Here is a 19657-nt window from a genome sequence, read left to right on the forward strand (position 1 = left end):
CCTACCCGCGCAGGTTCGCCTGCGTATAGCATTCCACCACCAGGCTGATCGCGCGCCCGTCGGCCAGCTTCAGCACGGCCCTGTGCGACAGCACGGTGCCCGCCGGGCACTCCGCCGCCCGCCCGCGCCGCTGCTCCAGCCGCTCGCGATGGAAGCCCAGCGGCGCCACCACCTTGCCGAACGGCGTGTCGCTCGTTTCCAGTGTGGCGTTCATCGCCGTGGTCAGGCGGCCGGGCACGTACCAGTTCTTCGCATCCGAAAGCACCGTGTCGCCGCAGGTCAGCCGCACATGGCGAAAGGCGATTGGCTCATCGGCACCCACGCCCAACGCGCTCCGCACGGCCGCACTGGCGGGTTCCCCTGCCTGCCTGTCCGCCAGCGCCCGGATGACGGGCGGCTCGGCGATTTTGCGCGTCGAACACCATTCACCCAGCGCCTGCGTGGCGCTGTCACGCGCAGCCAGCGTTCGCTCGAAGCGCTCGAGCGCAGGAGAGCACCCCGCGCTTGCGAGCATCCCCGCCACCATCCCGGCCAGGGCGGCGTGTTTCACGATCCCGGCTTGGCAGTGGCAGGGCGTGGCGGCGGTGCAGGCGGAGGGGCATAGACAACCGGTGCAGGTGGCGCAGCGGCCTTGCCCGCGCTGGTCGAGACCGGCGGGGCCATGCAGGGATTGTCCGGCGCGGTCCAATCCGTGGCGTCGGTAAAGGGCAGGGGCTTGTCGGGCCAGCGGGCCGCACCCTTGAACAGCGCCTGCCGCCGCACGGCGAGGGGGTAAGCGTCGAAATCGGCCACTTGCGCGTTCGAGGCGATGGCATCGGCGGCGCTGATCTCCGGCGTCAGGAATCGCCTGCTGATTACGGACCGGGCAATGTCGCCGGTCAGGCCCGCGCGCCGCATCAATTCGGCCCCGCCAATCACCCGGCTGTATCCTTCGCCGAACAGCGACCAATAGGCGCTTGCGCCGCCGGGGGGCAGGCGCAGTGTGGTGGCCCAGCACTGGAACGAAGGATAGCCCGTCACCCACGGCAGGGTCTGGTCCTGCGATTTGGGCCTGCGCAGTCGCGCAGGCGTGGAAAGCGCCGATGACGGTATCCGTCCCCCCACGGCGGTGGCGGGGTAATCCGGATCGGCGATGGTCAGGTCGCCCTCGCCGGTCAGCGTCAGCGTCAGCACCCCCGCCGCCTGGTCCATCTTCCAGCTGGCCTGCTCGGCATCCACCCATGGCTCCTCGCCATGCCAGTAATCCTTGATCGCGCGCTGGGCCTGGTCCGCCGGCACGGACGAGAGCCAGGTGGCCAGCTGGATGGCGTCGTCGCCCCGCAGGATGCGCCGTGCAGTCACCCGCGTGGGTTCGGCAAGCCCGGCCCGCGCGTCGATATCCAGCACGTTGATGCCCTGCGGCCACGGCGGCACCGGCATCGCCAGCTTTTCGAGCTTGCCCCCCTGTGCCGTCAACGGCAGGCCAAAGCGCCACGGCGTTGGGGGCAATTGCGCCAGTGACCGGTCACCCAATCGCGTTCCATCCAGCAGCACCAACCTGCCGTTCACGCTGGCGCGGGCGACCACGTGATCGAACAGGCCCGGGTTGGGCAGGCGTTGATCCATGCCGTCACCACCGCGCGAATTGACCAGCAGCGGATCGGCGGTGATGCCCAACTCGCGCAGCAGGGCGATCAGCAGCACGGTCTTGCCCTTGCAGTCGCCGAACCGGCGCTGCCAGGTCTCGTCCGCGTCCGCAGGCGTCATGTTGCCGCCATCCATCCCGACGTAGACATAGCGGATGCGGTCTTCCACCAGTTGCAGCGCTGCTTCGGTGCGCTTGATCGGGTCGGTCGTCGATGCGGCAATCTTGGCGGCCTCGGCGCGCACCGGTGAATCCGGCTTGAGCTGTGCGGCTTTATCGTAAAGCGGCCGCACCCGGCGCGAAAGCTCGGCCCAGTCGGCGAAGTCACTGAATTCGATCAGGCGGGAAAGGCTGAACCGGCCCGGTGAGCCCATGGCCGCTTCGGGCGGCGCGCCCGGGTCGGTCATTTCAAAGCTCACGGTCTGCAGCTTGCCCACTTTGGCTGCCGCCGGGCGCATCACATCGGGCGTGGCCTGCCAGCGCAGTTTCGCGCCTTCGGGCCAGAGCAGGCGGGTGCGGAATGCGCCTGGCATCCCGCCCTGCGGCAACAGGGCGATGCCCGAACGGTGCTCGCGCAGGGTCGGGTCAAACGATGTCGCCGTCGCCGCCCATTCCAGCTCGTCGCCAACCTGCAGGTCGGGCACCTGGTAGAACGCGGTCAACCTGCCATCAAGCATGGCCAGTTCCAGCCCGCTTTCCCGGCGCACCACGGTGAACTTGGCGGTTCGTGTCAGGTCGATGGTCTTGCCCTGGCGGATCACGCGCAGCCAGTGCAGCGTCATGCCGCCCGCGCCGGGTGTCCATGACAGCGTCAGGTTGCCAAACTGCAGCGCTTCGGGTTTCAGCAACCGCACCCGGATGGCGGTGTAGGTTTCCAGTGAATTCGGTCCGGCAAGCGCCTGGTTGTCGCTATAGATGAAGCGTACTGATGCGTTCTCGGGGGCAGGGGTGCCGGTGTCTGCCGGTGGTGGGCGGGTCCAGTCGGGCGCAGGGGCAATCGGCACTTCAGCGATCTGTGCGGGCCCTGCTGCCGCTCCCGTTCCCGCACCTGGTGCGCCGTCGGCTTTCTGCGGGCTGTCTGCTCTGGCTTCGCCCTGTACTGGCGCAATCACGCTAAGGCCGATCGCCAGCGCAGCCCAGGAAGCCCACCCGTTCCGTTTGATCAATCGCGCCCCCCGTTTACGGCAATTGCGGCCGCGCTGCACATGGACGGGAGCCTAAGCGGCTGATCTGCCTTCGCCAAGCCGTTGCCGCACCCTTTCTCCAAACCGGGTGCAATTGGCGCGGCCGATCGCGCGCAGGATCAGATGCCGCCCGCCACCGGCTCGCGGCCCAGCGCGGCCAGGCCCTCGGACAGGGTCGTGGCGCATTCGGCCAGTTCGCTCTCGCTGGTGGATCGGATCACGAAGTTTGCGCCCACGCGTCCCTCGCGGAAGAACGGGTAGCTGCCGATCTGCACGCCGGCATAGGCCTTCTCGGTCTCGCGCAGCAGGTCGGCGATCTCGCTTTCGCCAACCCAGCAGCCGATCGTGGTGGATACCAGCGGCAGTCCGCCTTCCAGTGTTCCGGTCAGCGCATCGAGCATCTGCGCGGTGATGTGCGGCACCCCCGCCATCAGAAACACGTTCTCCACGTGGATGCCCGGTGCCCCGGAAATGCGGTTCTCGATCAGGCTGGCGCCATCGGGCACGCGCGCCATGCGCAGGCGCGCTTCGTTCACCCCGCCTCGCGTCGCGTAATAGTTCTCCAGGATCGCGCGTGCCGCCGGGTGGATCACCACGTCCACGCCCAGTGCCGCCGCCACCGCATCCACCGTGATGTCGTCATGCGTCGGGCCGATCCCGCCGGTGGTGAACAGGTAATCGTTGCGGGCGCGCAGCGTGTTCACCGCCTCCACGATCGCTTCCATCACGTCGGGCACCACCCGCACTTCGCGCAGGCGGATGCCCTGCACGCCCAGCCAGGTCGCCACCTGGGCGATGTTCTTGTCCTGCGTCCGGCCGGACAGGATTTCATCACCCACCACGATCAGCGCGGCAGTCCAGATGCGGGATTCGTCGGTCATGCCGGCAGCGATAGCGCAAAGCCGGGCATGCGCAAGCGCCTGCATGGGCGCTTGCGCATGCTTTGCCAGGCTGGGCCTATTCCGCCGCCTCGCGCTGTTCCACCCCGGGCGCGCGGTCGAACTTCAGCACGCCGTCCTCCACCGGGTCGCTGGCCATCCACGCCTTGTCGGCCAGGTAATCCTGGTTCAGCCGCCAGCGCATGTCGGTCGCGCTCTTTGGCAATTCGCTCATCGCGCGCTGGATGTAACCGCTGGAAAAGTCATAGATGTTGTCTTCCACCAGCTTGTGGTCCGCCGCCAGGACAGGCACCGCCACGTCCGCGCTCCGGGCCTGCATGGTGTTCAGCACCCTGCACACATATTCGGCGTCCATATCCGCGCGCAGGGTCCACGATGCGTTCAGGTACCCGAACACCACCGAAAGGTTGGGCACGTTCGAGAACATGCAGCCCTTGTAATAGAAGTGCTCGGCAAAGTTCACCGGCATCCCGTCAAGGCTCACCGCGATCTTGCCCGCCATCGCCATTTTCAGGCCGGTGGCGGTCACGATCACGTCGGCATCCAGATGCTGGCCCGATTGCAGCTGCACGCCCGTGGCGTCGATCCGCGCAATGCGGTCGGTCACCACGCTGGCCTTGCCCGCCTTGATCGCCTCGAACAGGTCGTCGTCGGGCACCAGGCACAGCCGCTGGTCCCACGGGTCATAGGGCGGGGTAAAGGCCTTGGCGTCGTACTTGTCGCCCAGGATCTTCTTCAGCCGCTTGGTCAGGTATGTCTTCACGCCTTCCGGCTTGTTGCGCGCGCGCTTGAACAGCAGGTTCTGCAGCCACACGTTCTTGAACCGGGTTACGGCATAGGCCGTGCGCTCGGGCAGGATCTTGCGCAGCAGGTTGGCAAGGCCGTCCTTGGCCGGGCGGGTGATGTACCAGGTGGGCGTGCGTTGCAGCATGGTCACGTGCGAGGCCCGGGCGGTCATGCTCGGCACCAGCGTCACCGCGGTCGCGCCCGATCCGATCACCACCACGCGCTTGCCGGTATAGTCATAGTCCTCCGGCCAGAACTGCGGATGGACCAGGTCGCCCGTGAAGTCCTCCTTGCCCTCGATCGGCGCTTCATAGGGGCTGTCATAGTCGTAATAGCCCGATCCCAGATAGAGCCAGCGCGCCGTGGTCACGCTGCGCCTGCCGCTGTCGTCGGCGGTGGTCAGGCGCCACATCCCCGTGGCGCTGTCCCAGTCCGCGCCCAGCACCTTGGTGCCAAAGCGGATGTGCGGGCGGATGCCGCGCTGGTCGGCAATGCGGTTCAGGTATTCCAGAATCGAGTCGCCGTCCGCGATCGCCTTTTCATGCACCCATGGTTCGAAGCTGAAGCCCAGCGTGTGCATGTCACTGTCCGAACGCACCCCCGGGTATCGGAACAGGTCCCATGTCCCGCCGATCCGCTCGCGGCGCTCGATGATCGTGTAGCTGCGGCCCGGACAGTGCATCGCCATGTGCGCCGCCATGCCGATGCCGCTGATCCCGGCTCCCACGATGGCCACGTCGACGTCGGGCACGCTGCTCGCCTTCGCCTCGATGCGCGATTCGGCTCCCATCGGCTCTCTCCCATGCTTCTTGCTGACATCCATGTTAACTGATCGGTTGAAATTTGCCAGCCCGATTGCGCGGACCGCGTCTTGCCCGCTAACACCCCGTGTCATGACCATCGTCGCCGCCCGCCGCTATGCCAATGGCAAGGTCCATGATCTCCCCATCGTGCTCGATGGCACACCGCATTCCGGGCCGGGAGGTCTGTTCTCGGGCAACGCGTTCGACTGGATCGGCCTGTGTGAACCCTCGGCGGCAGAGATGGACCTGATCCGCCGGCAATACGGGCTCCACCCGCTTGCGGTGGAGGACGCGCTCAATCCGCGCCAGCTGCCCAAGGTGGATGTCTATGGCAAGCAGCTCTTCGTCGTCGCCCGCACCGCCGCGCTGGGGCAGGGGGAAGAGATCGTCTATGGCCAGACCGCGTTCTTCCTCGGCAAGGACTTCATCATCTCGGTCCGCTTCGGCTCCAACCGCGCGCACACCGATCTGCGGCGCGATCTGGAAGCCGATGCCGAGCGCCTGTCCGAAGGGCCGGACTACGTGCTCCACGCCGTGCTCGATTTCATCGTCGATGGCTACCTGCCCATTGCCGACGCGCTGGAAGATGTTGCCCAGGCGATCGAGGAATCCGCGATCGATGCCTTTCCCGAACCGGACACCATCCGCCGCATCTTCCGCCTGCGCCGCCAGCTGCGCCGCTATGAACGGGTGATCGGGCCGATGGAGGAGATGGTCGAACGGCTGGCGCAGGCGGACCTGCCCACCATCGATCCCTCAGCCCGCATCTGGTTCCGCGATGTGCTCGATCATGTGCGCCGTGCCATGGCGCGCATGCGCGGCCTTAAGGAAACGCTGGCCGCCATCGTCGAAACCGCCAGCCTGCTGGAACAGCACCGCCAGGGCGAGATGACCCGCCAGCTTGCCGCCTGGGCCGCCATCCTTGCCGTGCCCACCGCCATCGCCGGCATCTATGGCATGAACTTCGATTACATCCCCGAGCTCAAGTGGCACTATGGCTACTTCTTCGTATGGATGCTGATCCTCGGCGTCTGCGGTGGCCTTTTCCTGCGCTTTCGCCGAATCGGCTGGTTGTGAAAAAGCGTTAACGCCATCTTCCCGGCTGCATGCGAAGCGCTCGTATTTCCTTCGTACAGTGGAATTAACGCCCTGCTGGCAATGGGTTACCTATGGATCGCCCGGGCTCGCCCGGTAAAAACAGAGGTTTAACCCATGGCTGTGCTCGCCAATGTCAGGATCAAGACGCTTTCCATCGCCGCCAATCTTCTCTTGGCGGCAGTAGCGGTCGGCGGATCCCTGACAGCCTACATCGGCGCCACCAACGTGGTGTCCAAGCTCGACATGGTGGCCAACAACACCGTGCCTTCGCTCGCCGATCTCTCCAATCTCGGCACCAGTGCGCTCGAAGCCCGGGTGCTGATGGCCAAGCAGATCCTTGCCACCGACCCGACCGAGGCGATGACCATCGACGACGAGCTTGCCGCCAAGGAGCAGGCGGTCGACAAGATGATCGCCGACTATCGCCCGCTGGTCTACAACGCGGAAGAGCAGAAGCTGCTCGATGCGATCGACGGTGCGTGGAAGGACTGGAAGGCCGGGGCCGAACCGATCCGCGCGCTCACCCTGCAGACCGAAACCGCCGCGGCGACCCAGGCCTTCAATACGGATCTCAACCCCAAGGGCGTGGCTCTGGCCGAATCGATCACCGCCATCCGCGATTTCAACGAAAAGCTGGGCAAGGAAGCGGGCAATGCCGGCCTCGCCAGCGGCAAGGCCGAACAGAAGACCGCGCTGATCATTGCCGGCCTGTCCGGGATCATCGCGCTGCTCGTCATCGCATTCACGTTCACCCGCGTCGCCCGCCCGCTCGCCGGCATGACCGCCGCGATGGAAGACATGGCCGCCGGAAACCTCGATCGCACCGTGCCCTATCTCGATAATGGCGACGAGATCGGCGGCATCGGCCGCGCGCTCCAGGCGATCAAGGAAGCCATCGCCCGCCGCTCGCGTGACGAGGCCGAAGCACGGCTGGAAGTGCAGCAGCGCATGGTCGGCGGTCTCGCCACCGGCCTGGCAGACCTCCGCGATGGCAAGCTCGACTGCCGCATCGAACATGCCTTCCCGCCCGAATACGAAGGCCTGCGCCATGATTTCAACCAGACGGTCGAGGCGCTTGCCGGCGTGATCGCCGAAGTGGTGCAGGGCGCGCAGAACGTGCGTACCGCGGCCAGCGAAATCGCCAGCGCGGCGTCCGACCTTTCCGGCCGCACCGAAAGCCAGGCCGCCGCGCTCGAGGAATCCGCCGCCGCCGTGCGCCAGCTCACCGAATCCGTGCGCGATACCGCCCGCACCGCTGGCGAAGCGCGCCTCGTTGCCGGCGATGCCAGCAAGGATGCGGGGCAGAGCGGCGAGATGATGATTCGCGCCGTTTCCGCGATCGAGGAGATCGCCCGGTCCAGCGCCCGCATGGGTGAAATCGTCTCGCTGATCGAAGGCATCGCCTTCCAGACCAACCTGCTCGCGCTCAACGCCGGGGTAGAGGCCGCCCGTGCCGGCGAATCCGGCAAGGGCTTCGCCGTCGTCGCCAATGAAGTGCGCGCGCTGGCGCAGCGCAGCGCCGATGCCGCGGCCGAAATCACCGGCATCATCAAGACCAGCGAACAGGAAGTGGCCGATGGCGTGCAGTTGATCGGCCAGACCCAGTCCGCGCTCCAGGGCATCGTGCAGCACACCGCCCGCCTGTCCGACATGATCGGCGCCATCGCCGCATCCACCGGCGAACAGTCCAGCGCGATCAACCAGGTCAACACCGTGGTGGGCGAAATGGACCGCATCACCCAGCAGAACGCCGCACTGGTGGAGGAATCGACCGCAGCTTCACAGCATCTGTCCGCCGCCGCGGTCAACCTGCTGCAGATGGTCCAGCGCTTCGATCTCGGCCGGGGCCAAGCCAGCAGCCAGGGCCAGCCGCCACGGCGCCTCGCCGCTTAAGGTCTCTTCCCGGAGCAGAAAGGGGCGTGCCACCCGGCGTGCCCCTTTCTCGCGTCTTGGGCCTCGATCGCGATAGCCAACCCCGGCTCTCATGCGTTACGCCCCAAACCAGCATTCGGGGGCAAGCGAAACCAATGGCCGGCGGTTCCACCAAAACGATTCTCATCGCGCTCGGCGCCAACGTCGGCATCGCCGCGGCCAAGTTCGTTGCCGCCGCCTTCACCGGCTCGTCGGCCATGCTCACCGAAGGCGTCCACAGTCTCGTCGATTCCACCAACCAGCTGCTGCTGCTCTATGGCCGCGCCCGCTCGAAAAAGCCGGCCGATGCCGCCCACCCCTTCGGCTATGGGCGTGAACTCTATTTCTGGTCCTTCATCGTTGCGATCCTCGTCTTCGCGCTGGGCGCGGGCGTCTCGGTCTATGAAGGCGTGCTGCACATGCTTGAGCCAGAGCCCGCCACCAGCCCGCTGATCGCCTTCACCGTGCTCGGCATCGCCTTTGCGCTCGAAGGCTGGTCCACGATCGCCGCGCTCAAGGATTTCAACGCTGCCCGCCGCGGCACCATCTGGCAGGAAATTCGCGGAACAAAGGATGCGGCCACGCTCGTCATCCTGCTGGAAAACTCGGGCGCGCTTGTGGGCCTCGTCGTCGCGGCACTCGGCCTCGCGCTCAGCCTGCTCACCGGCAACCCGCTGTGGGATGGGCTTGCCTCGGTGGTCATCGGCCTCGTCCTCGGCGTCCTCGCGGTCGTCCTGCTCTATGAAGCGAAAGGCCTGCTGATCGGTGAAAGCGCCGATCCCGCGCTGGTCACCGCCATCCAGGAATGCGCCGCCGCCCACACCGGCATCGTCCGCGTCCACGAAGTGCTCACCCTGCACAGCGCGCCGACGATGGTCACCGCCATCATCAGCGCCGATTTCGAAGACAGCATGTCCGCGCGCGACGTGGAACGCATCGTCCTCGCCATCGAACGCGACGTGGCAACCCGCTATCCCATCCTCTCCCGCGTCTACGTCCGCCCGCGTGACAGCAGCGCGAAGTAGCGCAGGGCGCTATTGCGCGGGCGGCCGGTTGGCTGGCCCGTTCAGGTTGAACACCCGCGCCACCAGCGATTCCAGCGCCTGGAACACGCCCTCCACGCCGAACCCGGCCACGAAGCACAGGGCCGATGTGCTCAGGAACACCCCCTGCAAAAGGCCGTCCGGCGCGCCGGGGCTGGCCGTGTCGTGCGAAACGAACAGGCCGATCACCGCCCCGGTCAGCGCACCCAGCACCAGCTGGATCAGCGCCATCCGCAGATGGCGGGGGCTCAGCAGGTAATCGCGCATCGCGGCGGCAAGGTTGCGCATCACCGCCGCGCCCGCGCCCAGCACGCCATAAAGGATCGGCAGGATGTTGTTGGCCATCACCGTCAGCAGCACGGTCGCCCATTGCACGTTGACCTTGCCGGGGTCGGATTGGGGCGGCGTGTTGCGCGGCCTTGGTCCGCTCTGTGTCGCGGCAATGTCGTTTTTCGGATTGCCCAGCCGCGCCAGGTTCTGCACCAGCCCATTCTGCAGCCACCAGTCCAGGTTCAGCCGCGCCACTGCCAGTTGGCGTGCATTGTCCGTCCATTTGGTCTGGAACGCCTGCATCTCGATCGATGGCGGTGCCGGTTCGGCCCCTTGCGCCTCTGTTGCGGTCCTCTGCTGGATGATCTCCTTGGCCCGCTGCTCTTCCATCCCCTTGCCGATGTCTGCCCGCTCCGCAGTCAGCGTGTCGATCCGCGTCAGCAGTGCCGCCCCCGTCGCTGCGCTCCATGAAAGGAACGTGGTGAAGGCCAGCACCGAAATCAGGAAGATCAGCAGCCAGTTGGTGAACAGGCGAAGCTGGCGGGCCGGGCGCACGAACGCCGGAAAGGCAAGGCCCGCCAGCTTGTCGCGTGAAAGGCGGTTGCGCAGGAACTGCTCCCACATCTGCCCATCCTCAACCTGCTCGTCCAGCAGCTGCGCCGTGCGGTTGAACATGCGCCGCAGGCCTGCGGGCACGATGCCGGGCAGCCATCCGGTCTCATCCCGCTCGGCATCGATGCGGTTCGATGTGCGCTGGTCCCCGGCATACAGCAGGCTGAAGGCAATCGTCGCGCTTGTCGCCGGCGCTGCCGCCAGGTTCAGCGCATCACGCACTCGGTACAGTTCGGCCGCCTGTTCCGCCAACGGGCGCTTCGGTCGGTCCTGCGGGGGATAATGGATCTCGCTGATACGCTGGATCCAGTCCTCATGGTCCTTGCCCTCAGGTGCGGCAAACACCGCCGCGTCGATCCGCTCGGGCAGCTTCTTTTCCTTGGTGGCCGATACGTTGTCCAGCAGCAGGTAGACCTCGGCCAGCTGATGGAAGAAGAACGAATCCCGGATCAGGTCGGCATCGCCCGGTTGCGATGAAGATACATCGGCGGCCCTCTGCGAAGCCGCCGGGTCGGGTGTCTGTGTCGTCTGCCCCTCAACCGTCTGCGTTCGGTCGGCGGAGGTATCCGCCTCAGCCGCCGTGGTGTCTGCGCCGGTTTCAACTTCACCCGCCATGGCCAACCTCCCGAATCCCGATTTCCCCGCAGTTACGTTACGTCATCCGTGCCATTTCCCAAGCGCAATTGTGGTCAAAACGGGCTGCCTTTCGGCTGCTTTGCAATTCGCTGCATCGGGTCCATGCTGTTCGCTCCATCCGTCCAAGGGAGTGCCCCCGAATGCGCGTCATGGTTTTCGTCAAGGCCACCGAACCCAGCGAGGCTGAAGTCATGCCCACGCAGGATGCGTTCGACGCGATGGGCCGCTTCAATGATGAACTCGAAGCCGCCGGGGTCTTCGTCATGGCCGATGGCCTGCGCCCCAGCCGCGATGGCGTGCGCGTTGGCTTCGATGGCGATGCCCGCACGGTTGAACCCGGCCCCTTCACCCCTGCGCATGAACTCGTCGCCGGCTTCTGGATCTGGGAAGTCGCCTCGATGGCCGAAGCGATCGAATGGGCCAAACGCTGCCCCAACCCCATGCCCGTCCCCAGCAAACTCGAAATCCGCCCGTTCTACGGACCGTTGGATATCGGGTGAGAGACAAGGGCGTGATCGAGACAGGACAGCCACCTTTTGCAGTGGTCACGCGCGTGCCAATTCGGCACGCGAAGGCCGATAGATAACAGACGCGTCTGTTATCTATAAATCGCTTTCCTACATGTCGCGAATATGCACAATGACGGGCAGATCGCGCTCTTTCTCATCCGTCAATCTCACAGCAAGTCATTGATATTACGTTGTGGTGGCGTCGCACCGCAGCCACCCTGCCCGGGCGCAGCCACGCCGCTCGCCTTCGGTTCGGGCAGTTCCGCATTTTACGCATTATACAGTGTCAACTGTGTCAACCTCGTGCGGGCCAGATCGGTTAACTCGCGATCACGCCGAACAGGTCGTGGGCGTCGGCTTCCTCGATCTCCACGTCCACGAAGTCACCCGGCTTAAGGCTTTCGGGTACGTTGCGCAGATATACCGCGCCGTCGATCTCGGGCGCGTCGGCCTGGCTGCGGCCGGTGGCGCCCACGTCGCCGTCCTCGTCGGGTTCGCCCACCTCGTCGATGATCACGCGGATCGTACGGCCGACCTTGGCCGCCAGTTTCGCCGCGCTGATCGCCTCGGTCTTTTCCATGATCCGGGCATAGCGCTCTTCCTTCACCGCCTCGGGCACCGGGTCGAGCAAGTCGTTTGCCGCCGCGCCCGCCACCGGCTCGAAGCGGAACGCGCCGACGCGGTCCAGCTGCGCCTCGTCCAGCCAGTCGAGCAGGTACTGGAAATCGGCCTCGGTCTCTCCCGGAAAGCCGACCACGAAGCTGGACCGGATGGCGAGGTCGGGGCAGATCTCCCGCCAGGCGCGGATGCGCTCCAGCACCTTGGCCTCGTTCGCCGGGCGCTTCATCGCACGCAGCACGTTGGGGCTGGCGTGCTGGAACGGGATGTCGAGATAGGGCGTCACCAGCCCCTCAGCCATCAGCGGGATCACGGCGTCAACATGGGGGTAGGGGTAGACATAGTGCAGCCGCACCCACGGCGTGTGCCCGTCCGGCGTCTTCAGCTGGCCCAGCTCGCGCGCCAGGTCGGTCATGTGGGTGCGCACCTCGCGCCCCTTCCAGGTCCGCGTCTCGTGGCGCACGTCGACGCCATAGGCCGATGTGTCCTGGCTGATCACCAGCAGCTCGCGCGTGCCTGCCGCCACCAGCTTTTCCGCCTCGCGCAGCACCGCATCGATCCGTCGGCTGGCCAGCTTGCCACGCAGCGAAGGGATGATGCAGAACGCGCAGGCGTGGTTGCAGCCTTCGGAAATCTTCAGGTAGCTGTAGTGCCGCGGGGTCAGCTTCACGTCGCCCGGCTCGGCCTGCGGGATCAGGTCGATGTAGGGGCCCATGCTCGGCGGCGCGGCTTCGTGCACCGCTTCCACCACCGCCTCATACTGGTGCGCGCCGGTCACCGCCAGCACCTGGGGGAAGCGGGCGCGGATCGCCTCGGCCTCGTTGCCCATGCACCCGGTCACGATCACGCGGCCGTTCTCGGCCATCGCCTCGCCGATCGCGGCCAGGCTCTCCTCCTTCGCGCTGTCAAGGAAGCCGCAGGTGTTGACCAGCACCACGTCCGCCCCGGCATAGTCCGCGCTCATGGCATAGCCATCGGCGCGCAGCCGGGTGAGAATGCGCTCGCTGTCGACCAGCGCCTTGGGGCAGCCCAGGCTGACCATGCCCACCTTGGGCGCTTCGGGAAGGGTGATCGGGGTATCGGTAGTTGCCATCTTGGCCGCGCCCCTACACGGATTCGGCGGAACAGTCACCCACGTGCGCCCTTGCCGCCATTTGCCATTCCGTGGCCGCAGGGGTAAGGCCGCGGCGGGGCACCACGGAAAGGTGATCGATGGGTCCTGTGAACTGGCTTGCAGTGGTGATGGCGGCGCTGGCCGCGCTGGTGGCGTCGGGCGTATGGTACGGCCCGCTGTTCGGCCGCGCGCGGCTTGCGGAAGTGGGGCCGGGCGGCCTGGGTGTGCGCAACGCGCCGGGGCGGACGATCCTGCTGTCGGTGGCGCTGCTGCTGATCACCGCATCGATGATGGGCCACATGTTCGCCCGCGTGGGGCAGGCGACGCTGGCGGTGAAGCCTTGGCTCTACTTCATGATGTCGGGCGGGCTTGCCATCGCCTTCGTCATCCCCTCGCTGTGGATCAGCTACACCCATCAGCGCATCTCCACCCGGCTGGCGCTGATCGACGCGGGATACTGGCTCTTTGCCTATCTCGCGATGGGCCTCACCTTCTGGTTCTTCAAAGCCTGACCGGCAGGTAGGGCGCGGGGTCGCGGGGCACGTTGCCCTTGCGCAGCTCGAAGTGCAGCAGCGGCCGACGCGCCTCGCCGCTCTGGCCGATGCGGGCGATGACCTGACGGGCCTTGACCAGTTGTCCCTCTGCCACCCCAACCTTGCCGAGATAGGCATAGGCGGTGACCCAGCCGCCACCATGATCGATCAGGATCAGCTGGCCGAAGCGTTCGGGTTCGTTGCCGGCATAGATCACGCGCCCGGCGGCGGCGGCCTGCACCGTCATGCCGGCGTGGGCGGCAAGATCGATGCCGTTGGCAGGCAGGCCGCGCACGGTGGCGCCGAAGCGGGTTACCACTGCGCCCGATGTCGGCCAGCCAAGGCTGGGTGCGCCGGGTTCACGGCGACGGCTGACGGGCGCTTCGGGCAGGGGGCGGGGCGGCGGGGCCGGTCGCACGATGGGAGCGGGACGGGGCGCGGCCCTGGCCTTTGTCGCTCCGGCGGGATCGGGGCGCTTGATCATCTGTCCGGCACGGACCGCGTAGGGCGCAGGAATGCCGTTGGCGGCGGCGAGGTCTTCAAGCCGCACCCCCATGCGCCGGGCGATGGCGGCAAGGGTATCGCCATCGGCCACCACATATTGCCACGCAATGATGGGCCCCGGCGGAGCGGCGAGCGCCGGGACCGGGGCGGCCATCAACAGGCCAACCGGCAGCAGAAGCGCCGCCAGCCGCCGCATCAGCCGAGCGGGACCAGCCGGGTCAGCCCGCCCATGTAGGGGTGCAGGACTTCCGGCACATCGACCGTGCCGTTTTCCTGCTGGTAGTTTTCCAGCACCGCCACCAGCGTGCGGCCCACGGCGAGGCCCGAGCCGTTGAGGGTGTGGACGAATTCAGTGCCTTTCCCGCCTTCGGGCCGATAGCGCGCGTTCATGCGCCGCGCCTGGAAATCGCCGCAGTTGGAGCAGGACGAGATCTCGCGGTAAGCCTGCTGGCCGGGCAGCCAGACCTCGAGGTCATAGGTCTTGCGCGCGGTGAAGCCCATGTCGCCAGCGCAAAGCAGCACCTTGCGATAGGGCAGGCCCAGCGCCTGCAGGATCGATTCGGCGGCGGCCGTCATGCGCTCGTGCTCGGCTTCGGAATCCTCTGGCCGCGCGATCGAGACCAGTTCCACCTTTTCAAACTGGTGCTGGCGGATGAAGCCGCGCGTATCGCGCCCGGCTGCGCCCGCTTCGCTGCGGAAGCAGGGGGTCAGCGCGGTCATGCGCAGGGGCAGGGCCGATTCGGACAGGATCTGGCCCTGCACCGCGTTGGTCAGGCTGACTTCGGCAGTGGGGATCATCCAGCGCCCGTCGGTGGTCCTGAACAGGTCTTCGGCAAACTTGGGCAGCTGGCCGGTGCCGAACACCGCCTCGTCCTTCACCAGCAGCGGCGGGATGCATTCCATGTAGCCGTTCTCGCCGGTCTGGCGATCGAGCATGAACTGCGCCAGCGCGCGGTGCAGGCGGGCCATGCCGCCTTTCAGGAAGGTGAAGCGCGCGCCGGAGATCAGCGCGCCGGTTTCGAAATCGAGGCCGAGCGCGGGGCCGAGATCGGCGTGCTCGCTGGGCGTGAAGGCGAAATTGCGCGGGGTGCCCCAGCGGCTGACTTCGACGTTCTGGCTCTCGTCCTCGCCATCAGGCACTTCGGCGTCGGGGGCATTGGGCCAGGCGGCGAGCGCGGCGTTGGCCTCTGCGGTCAGGCGCCGCTCTTCCTCTTCCAGCGCGGGAAGTTCGGTCTTGAGCGCGGCGACTTCAGCCTTGAGCGCCTCGGCGGTGTCCTTGTCGCCCTTGCCCATGGCGGCGCCAATGGCCTTGGACGCTTCGTTGCGGCGGGCCTGCACTTCCTGCATCCGCGTCGCTACGTCGCGCCGCGCGGTGTCGAGTGCAAGGATGGCGGCGGATTGCGGCGCCACGCCACGGCGGACAAGGGCGGCATCGAAGGCTTCCGGGTTCTCGCGGATCAGGCGGATATCGTGCATGGCTGCGCGCTATGCCGCCTGAACCGCACCGGGGCAAGCGTCAGGCGTGCGCTGCAGCCTTCGGCGCCATCGTGGTGCGGATGCCCAGCACCGAATAGAGCGGGCACAGGCCGACCACGCCGGTGACCAGCGGCACCACGCCGATCAGCCCCCAGGTCTGGTGATAGAGCAGCGCCAGCGCAAAGAGGATGGCCGCAGCCAGCACACGCACCACGGCATCACCGCCGCCGATATTCCGCTTGAACATTGGGATCGTCCTTTTCCGTCCTAACCCTGCTGACCAAGCACTGCGCGCAGTGCGCGGCATTGACCGGAATCAAAGGGGAGGGTGGACAGGGCAATCGGGCGAAGGCGGGGTGGCCCGGCTTATGGCGGTCAGAACAGGCCGTCGTCTTCGTCGTCGTCGTCCGTGGCGACGGCCACAGGGCTGGCGGTGGCGATGCCGGAGATCCCGGCGGGGAGCAGGCGGTTATGAAGTTCGCGCTCTTCGGCCATGGTATAGCTGCGGGCGATCTGGTCGAACACCGGCTGGAGCGCGGATGGCTCTGCCGGGCTGCCGCTGGCGGCGGCCTGCGCCAGGCCGGCGGCAAGGGTCATGATCTGCGGGCCCTGTCCCGATGCCTCATCAAGCGCGATCGAGGCGGTGGACAACGTGTGGTGCATTTCGCCCGCGCGCGTGTTGACGGTTTCCATCGCCGCATCGGTGCGGTTGCCGCATTCGCGGATCAGATCGATGAAATGGCCGAGCTGGCTTCCCGAAGCGCTTTGTGCGGCGGTGGATTGTTCCTTCATGCGCAGGCTGGGATCGACAAGTCCCTGCTTTGCCCCGAGAATCGCCTCGATCACGCCATCCAGCTTGTTGGAATGGGTGCGGATCTCGTTGGCGATGACCATGACCGGACGCCCGACGCGCTCCGCCGTGCGGCAACTGAGCCCGATGTTGATCGCCATGTGCTGCACGTCGAGCCGCAGGTCGGTGATCGCTTCGGCCTGGGCGGAAACCTCGTCAACGGTGCGCAGGATCAGGTCCAGCGTGGCCAGACCTTCGCTGTCGGTGCGATCAAGCTGGGCGATCATGCCGTGGGCTTCTGCCGCACCGCTTTCAAGACGGGACAGGAAGGCCTGGCCTTCGTCATTGCTGCCTTCGTTGCGCGTGCGCAGGCCGACCAACTGTTCTGCGTTGTCCTGCAAGCGGGCGAGGGCGATGATCACGGCATCGAGATCGCGCGCATATTCCCGCCCGGCTTCGTCCGCCAGGCCGGCGAGGAGGGCGTGGACAGGGGCCGCAGATGCCCCGAGGCCTTCGGCAAGGACAAGCCCGGCGGCAACATGTTCAAGCCGCTGGCGCACACGGTCACCCACCTGAATCGCTCCGATGGCGGCGAAGAGTTCGGTCTGGATCGACTGGGCGAGTGTGGAGACGGACTTGGCCAACCGGGCGAGCCCGGCATGGTGCGCGCGAAGTGCTTCGGCTTCCTCCACCAGCATGTTCGGCACTTGTGGCAGGACCTTGCGGCATTCGTTGAGCAGCAGCTGGTCACTTTCCCGCATCTGGCGCAGACCGGCATCGAGCATGGCGAGCTTTGCATCGAGCCCACGAACCTGATCATCGCCTTCGTGCAGCTTGGCCCGCATGCCGTCGGCAAAGTCCATGAAGTGGGGCAGGCCGGCGGCCGTGATCTTCACGTTCATGCCATAGACGTCGAGCACCTGGATACAGCGCATGACGTTCGAGGCGGCCTCGCGCAGCGCCTTGGTGGCCTGTTCGATGGTGGCAATCTCGGCAGAGCGCTGGTCGACATGATCGCGCACCGCGAGCAGCGCCGTGGCGGCGCGGGTCAGGTCGCTGACCGCCGATGCGCCGACGCCCCCTTCGAACACGCCCGCCGCTTCACCCAGCGCAGCGACGATGCCACCGATCGCGTCGACTGAGCTGGCAAGGGCGGTGCTGGCCTTGTCAAACTGCGTATCGATGGAGGACAGGACCGCGCCAAGCTCACCACGCAGGTCCGACAGGCCGGAAGCGGGGCCGAGGCCGCCGGGCGGGGCGGGGAGCGGGAGCGCAGCCATGGTCAGCGGGCCGTCGAGCGCAGGACTTCGCCGGCGATCGCGCCGAGCGGGATCACGCGGTCTGCCGCACCGCGGGCGATGGCTTCCTTGGGCATACCGAAGACCACCGAGGTCACCTCGTCCTGGGCAAAGGTGCGGGCGCCGGCCTCCTTCATCTCGAGAAGGCCCTTGGCGCCATCGTCGCCCATCCCGGTCATGATCACGCCGACCGCGTTCGATCCGGCGCAGCGCGCGGCGGAGCGGAACAGCACGTCGACCGAGGGGCGGTGGCGCGAAACCAGCGGGCCATCGCGGACCGAGACGAGATAGCGCGCGCCCTGCCGTTCAAGCAGGGTGTGCTTGCCGCCCGGTGCGATCAGCACGTGGCCGCGCATCACGGTGTCGCCGTCCTCGGCCTCCTTCACCGTGACTTCGCACAGCGAATCAAGCCGGGTGGCGAAGGCGCGGGTGAACCGTTCGGGCATGTGCTGCACCACCACGATGCCGGGCGAATTGGCGGGCAGCGCCTCAAGCACCTCGCGCAGGGCTTCGGTGCCGCCGGTAGAGGCGCCGATGCACACGACCATCTCGGTGGTGCGGCTCATGGCGCGGCCGCTGGGCGGCGGCAGCACGGCGTCTGCGGTCAGCTTCTGCTGCGGGGCGATGCTGCGGGGCGCGGCCTTGCGCGGCTGCACCCGCGCCCGGGCGGCGCCTTTCACCACTTCGCGGATGGTTTCACGCGCTTCCTTCAGGTGATCGGCCACGCCGAGGCGGGGCTTGAGGATCACGTCGACGGCGCCGGCCTCCAGCGCTTCCATCAGGGTCTGCGAGCCTTCCTCGGTGAGCGAGGAGCACATGACGACAGGGACCGGGCACTGGGCCATCAGCTTGCGCAGGAAGGTGATGCCGTCCATGCGCGGCATCTCGACATCAAGCGTGATGACATCGGGCACCTGGGTCTGGATGATGCGCGCGGCGGCAAAGGGATCGGCCGCGGTGCCTATGACCTCGATCGTCGGGTCTTCCTCCAGCACTTCCTTCATCGTCTGGCGCACGCTGGCGCTGTCATCGACGACGAGGACACGGGTGCGGGGGTGGCGATGCTGCATCTATAGCTTCCTGAACACGGTGCCGGCCACCTGGGTCAGGCTGTGGCGGAAGCCTGTGATCGATTCGGAATGGCCGAGGAACAGGTAGCCCCCCGGCATGAGCCGGTCGCAGAGGCGGCCGACCACTTGTTCCTGCGTTGCCTTGTCAAAATAGATCAACACGTTGCGGCACATGATGATGTGCATCTGCTCATCCAGTGCATAGCCGCTGTCCATCAGGTTCAGCCGTCCGAAGGCGACCTTGCGCCGCAGTTCTGGCGCGATGCGGACGTCGTGGCGCTTCGGGTCGCGCGCTTCGAGGACATACCTGCGGCGCAGCGCGGGCGGCACGGGATCAACCATCTCGCGCGGGTAGATGCCCTTGACCGCCGTGGCGAGCACCTCGGTATCGAGATCGGTGGCGAGGATGCGGTAATCGAACCCGCGATTGCGTGCGGCGAAATCATCGAGCAGCATGGCGAGGGTATAGGGCTCGGCCCCCGTGGAGCAGGCGGCGCTCCAGCAGCGGATCATGCGGCAATGATCGCTGGCGTATTCGGGCAGCACGGTATCGACCAGGTAGTCGAAATGCGCCGGTTCCCGGAAGAAGTCGGTCTTGTTGGTGGTGACCGCGTTGATCAGGTGCTCGATCTCGGCCGGATCAACCGAATGGCCCAGCACCATGTCGCAGTATTCGCGCACGCTGGACAGGCCGGCCGCGCGCGAGCGACGGCGCAGGCGGCCTTCCAGCATGGTCTGCTTGCTGGCCTTGATGTTGATCCCGGTTTCCGCCTGGATCAGCGCGGCCAGCGCCTTGAACTGGCCGGGCAGAATGCGGTCCTGCTCGTCCGGAAGGGCGAAGGCGGTGTGGCTGAGATCGTTCATGGTTTCACCCGGCGC

General features: G+C 66.7%; 17 protein-coding genes. 5 read left to right on the top strand and 12 right to left on the bottom strand.

Annotation, left to right across the window (positions count from 1 at the left end; all coding sequences use genetic code 11):
- Nucleotide 1 precedes the first annotated feature (1 nt).
- The 4 genes from POM99_RS02870 to POM99_RS02885 form a co-directional block, all read right to left on the bottom strand.
- Nucleotides 2-550 (bottom strand): hypothetical protein, encoded by a 549-nt coding sequence (locus POM99_RS02870; protein WP_277275291.1) that lies wholly within the window; start codon nt 548-550, stop codon nt 2-4.
- Nucleotides 547-2736, bottom strand: coding sequence for a DUF3857 domain-containing transglutaminase family protein (locus tag POM99_RS02875; RefSeq protein WP_277275292.1), 2190 nt, complete (start codon nt 2734-2736; stop codon nt 547-549). The genes POM99_RS02870 and POM99_RS02875 overlap by 4 nt, the downstream gene beginning before the upstream one ends.
- Nucleotides 2737-2927: 191 nt before the next feature.
- Complete coding sequence (locus POM99_RS02880) at nt 2928-3689, bottom strand: competence/damage-inducible protein A (protein WP_277275293.1); 762 nt, start codon at nt 3687-3689, stop codon at nt 2928-2930.
- Between the two features lie 76 nt (nt 3690-3765).
- A complete protein-coding gene (locus POM99_RS02885) occupies nt 3766-5283 on the bottom strand; it encodes a flavin-containing monooxygenase (RefSeq protein WP_277275294.1) in 1518 nt (505 codons plus the stop codon).
- 103 nt (nt 5284-5386) lie between these two features.
- Between POM99_RS02885 and POM99_RS02890 the strand changes: the two genes are divergently transcribed.
- From POM99_RS02890 to POM99_RS02900, 3 genes are all read left to right on the top strand, one after another.
- Nucleotides 5387-6373, top strand: coding sequence for a magnesium and cobalt transport protein CorA (locus tag POM99_RS02890; RefSeq protein WP_277275295.1), 987 nt, complete (start codon nt 5387-5389; stop codon nt 6371-6373).
- A 135-nt stretch (nt 6374-6508) separates the two neighbouring features.
- The gene (locus POM99_RS02895; protein WP_277275296.1) at nt 6509-8287 is read left to right on the top strand and encodes a methyl-accepting chemotaxis protein; all 1779 of its coding nucleotides are present in this window, start codon (nt 6509-6511) and stop codon (nt 8285-8287) included.
- A gap of 134 nt (nt 8288-8421) precedes the next feature.
- The gene (locus POM99_RS02900) at nt 8422-9330 is read left to right on the top strand and encodes a cation diffusion facilitator family transporter (RefSeq protein ID WP_277275297.1); all 909 of its coding nucleotides are present in this window, start codon (nt 8422-8424) and stop codon (nt 9328-9330) included.
- A 9-nt stretch (nt 9331-9339) separates the two neighbouring features.
- Here the strand turns inward: POM99_RS02900 and POM99_RS02905 are convergent, their stop codons facing one another.
- A complete protein-coding gene (locus POM99_RS02905) occupies nt 9340-10845 on the bottom strand; it encodes a hypothetical protein (RefSeq protein WP_277275298.1) in 1506 nt (501 codons plus the stop codon).
- Nucleotides 10846-11006: 161 nt separating this feature from the next.
- Here POM99_RS02905 and POM99_RS02910 point away from each other — a divergent pair, with 161 nt between their 5' ends.
- Nucleotides 11007-11366: a YciI family protein gene (locus tag POM99_RS02910; protein ID WP_277275299.1), complete on the top strand. Its 360-nt coding sequence runs from the start codon at nt 11007-11009 to the stop codon at nt 11364-11366.
- Nucleotides 11367-11694: 328 nt separating this feature from the next.
- On the opposite strand, the gene rimO is transcribed toward POM99_RS02910, so the two are convergent.
- Nucleotides 11695-13086 carry a 30S ribosomal protein S12 methylthiotransferase RimO gene (gene rimO, locus POM99_RS02915; protein ID WP_277275300.1) on the bottom strand — a complete coding sequence of 464 codons (1392 nt, stop codon included), beginning with the start codon at nt 13084-13086 and terminating at the stop codon, nt 11695-11697.
- A gap of 119 nt (nt 13087-13205) precedes the next feature.
- Here rimO and POM99_RS02920 point away from each other — a divergent pair, with 119 nt between their 5' ends.
- Nucleotides 13206-13619, top strand: coding sequence for a DUF1761 domain-containing protein (locus POM99_RS02920; RefSeq protein ID WP_277275301.1), 414 nt, complete (start codon nt 13206-13208; stop codon nt 13617-13619).
- On the opposite strand, the gene POM99_RS02925 is transcribed toward POM99_RS02920, so the two are convergent.
- The 6 genes from POM99_RS02925 to POM99_RS02950 all read right to left on the bottom strand — a co-directional run bounded on the left by POM99_RS02925 (nt 13609) and on the right by POM99_RS02950 (nt 19642).
- Nucleotides 13609-14298 carry a M23 family metallopeptidase gene (locus tag POM99_RS02925; RefSeq protein WP_277275302.1) on the bottom strand — a complete coding sequence of 230 codons (690 nt, stop codon included), beginning with the start codon at nt 14296-14298 and terminating at the stop codon, nt 13609-13611. The two genes, POM99_RS02920 and POM99_RS02925, sit on opposite strands and share 11 nt — an antisense overlap.
- Before the next feature lie 41 nt (nt 14299-14339).
- A complete protein-coding gene (gene serS / locus POM99_RS02930) occupies nt 14340-15620 on the bottom strand; it encodes a serine--tRNA ligase (RefSeq protein ID WP_277275303.1) in 1281 nt (426 codons plus the stop codon).
- 40 nt (nt 15621-15660) lie between these two features.
- Nucleotides 15661-15867 (bottom strand): YgaP family membrane protein, encoded by a 207-nt coding sequence (locus tag POM99_RS02935; protein WP_277275304.1) that lies wholly within the window; start codon nt 15865-15867, stop codon nt 15661-15663.
- 128 nt (nt 15868-15995) lie between these two features.
- Nucleotides 15996-17690: a hypothetical protein gene (locus tag POM99_RS02940; protein ID WP_277275305.1), complete on the bottom strand. Its 1695-nt coding sequence runs from the start codon at nt 17688-17690 to the stop codon at nt 15996-15998.
- A gap of 2 nt (nt 17691-17692) precedes the next feature.
- Nucleotides 17693-18778, bottom strand: coding sequence for a protein-glutamate methylesterase/protein-glutamine glutaminase (locus POM99_RS02945; RefSeq protein WP_277275306.1), 1086 nt, complete (start codon nt 18776-18778; stop codon nt 17693-17695).
- Complete coding sequence (locus POM99_RS02950) at nt 18779-19642, bottom strand: CheR family methyltransferase (RefSeq protein WP_438822982.1); 864 nt, start codon at nt 19640-19642, stop codon at nt 18779-18781.
- Nucleotides 19643-19657 lie beyond the last annotated feature (15 nt).

It is taken from the genome of Novosphingobium cyanobacteriorum (assembly GCF_029436685.1).
GTDB classification, from domain to species: Bacteria; Pseudomonadota; Alphaproteobacteria; order Sphingomonadales; family Sphingomonadaceae; genus Novosphingobium; species Novosphingobium cyanobacteriorum.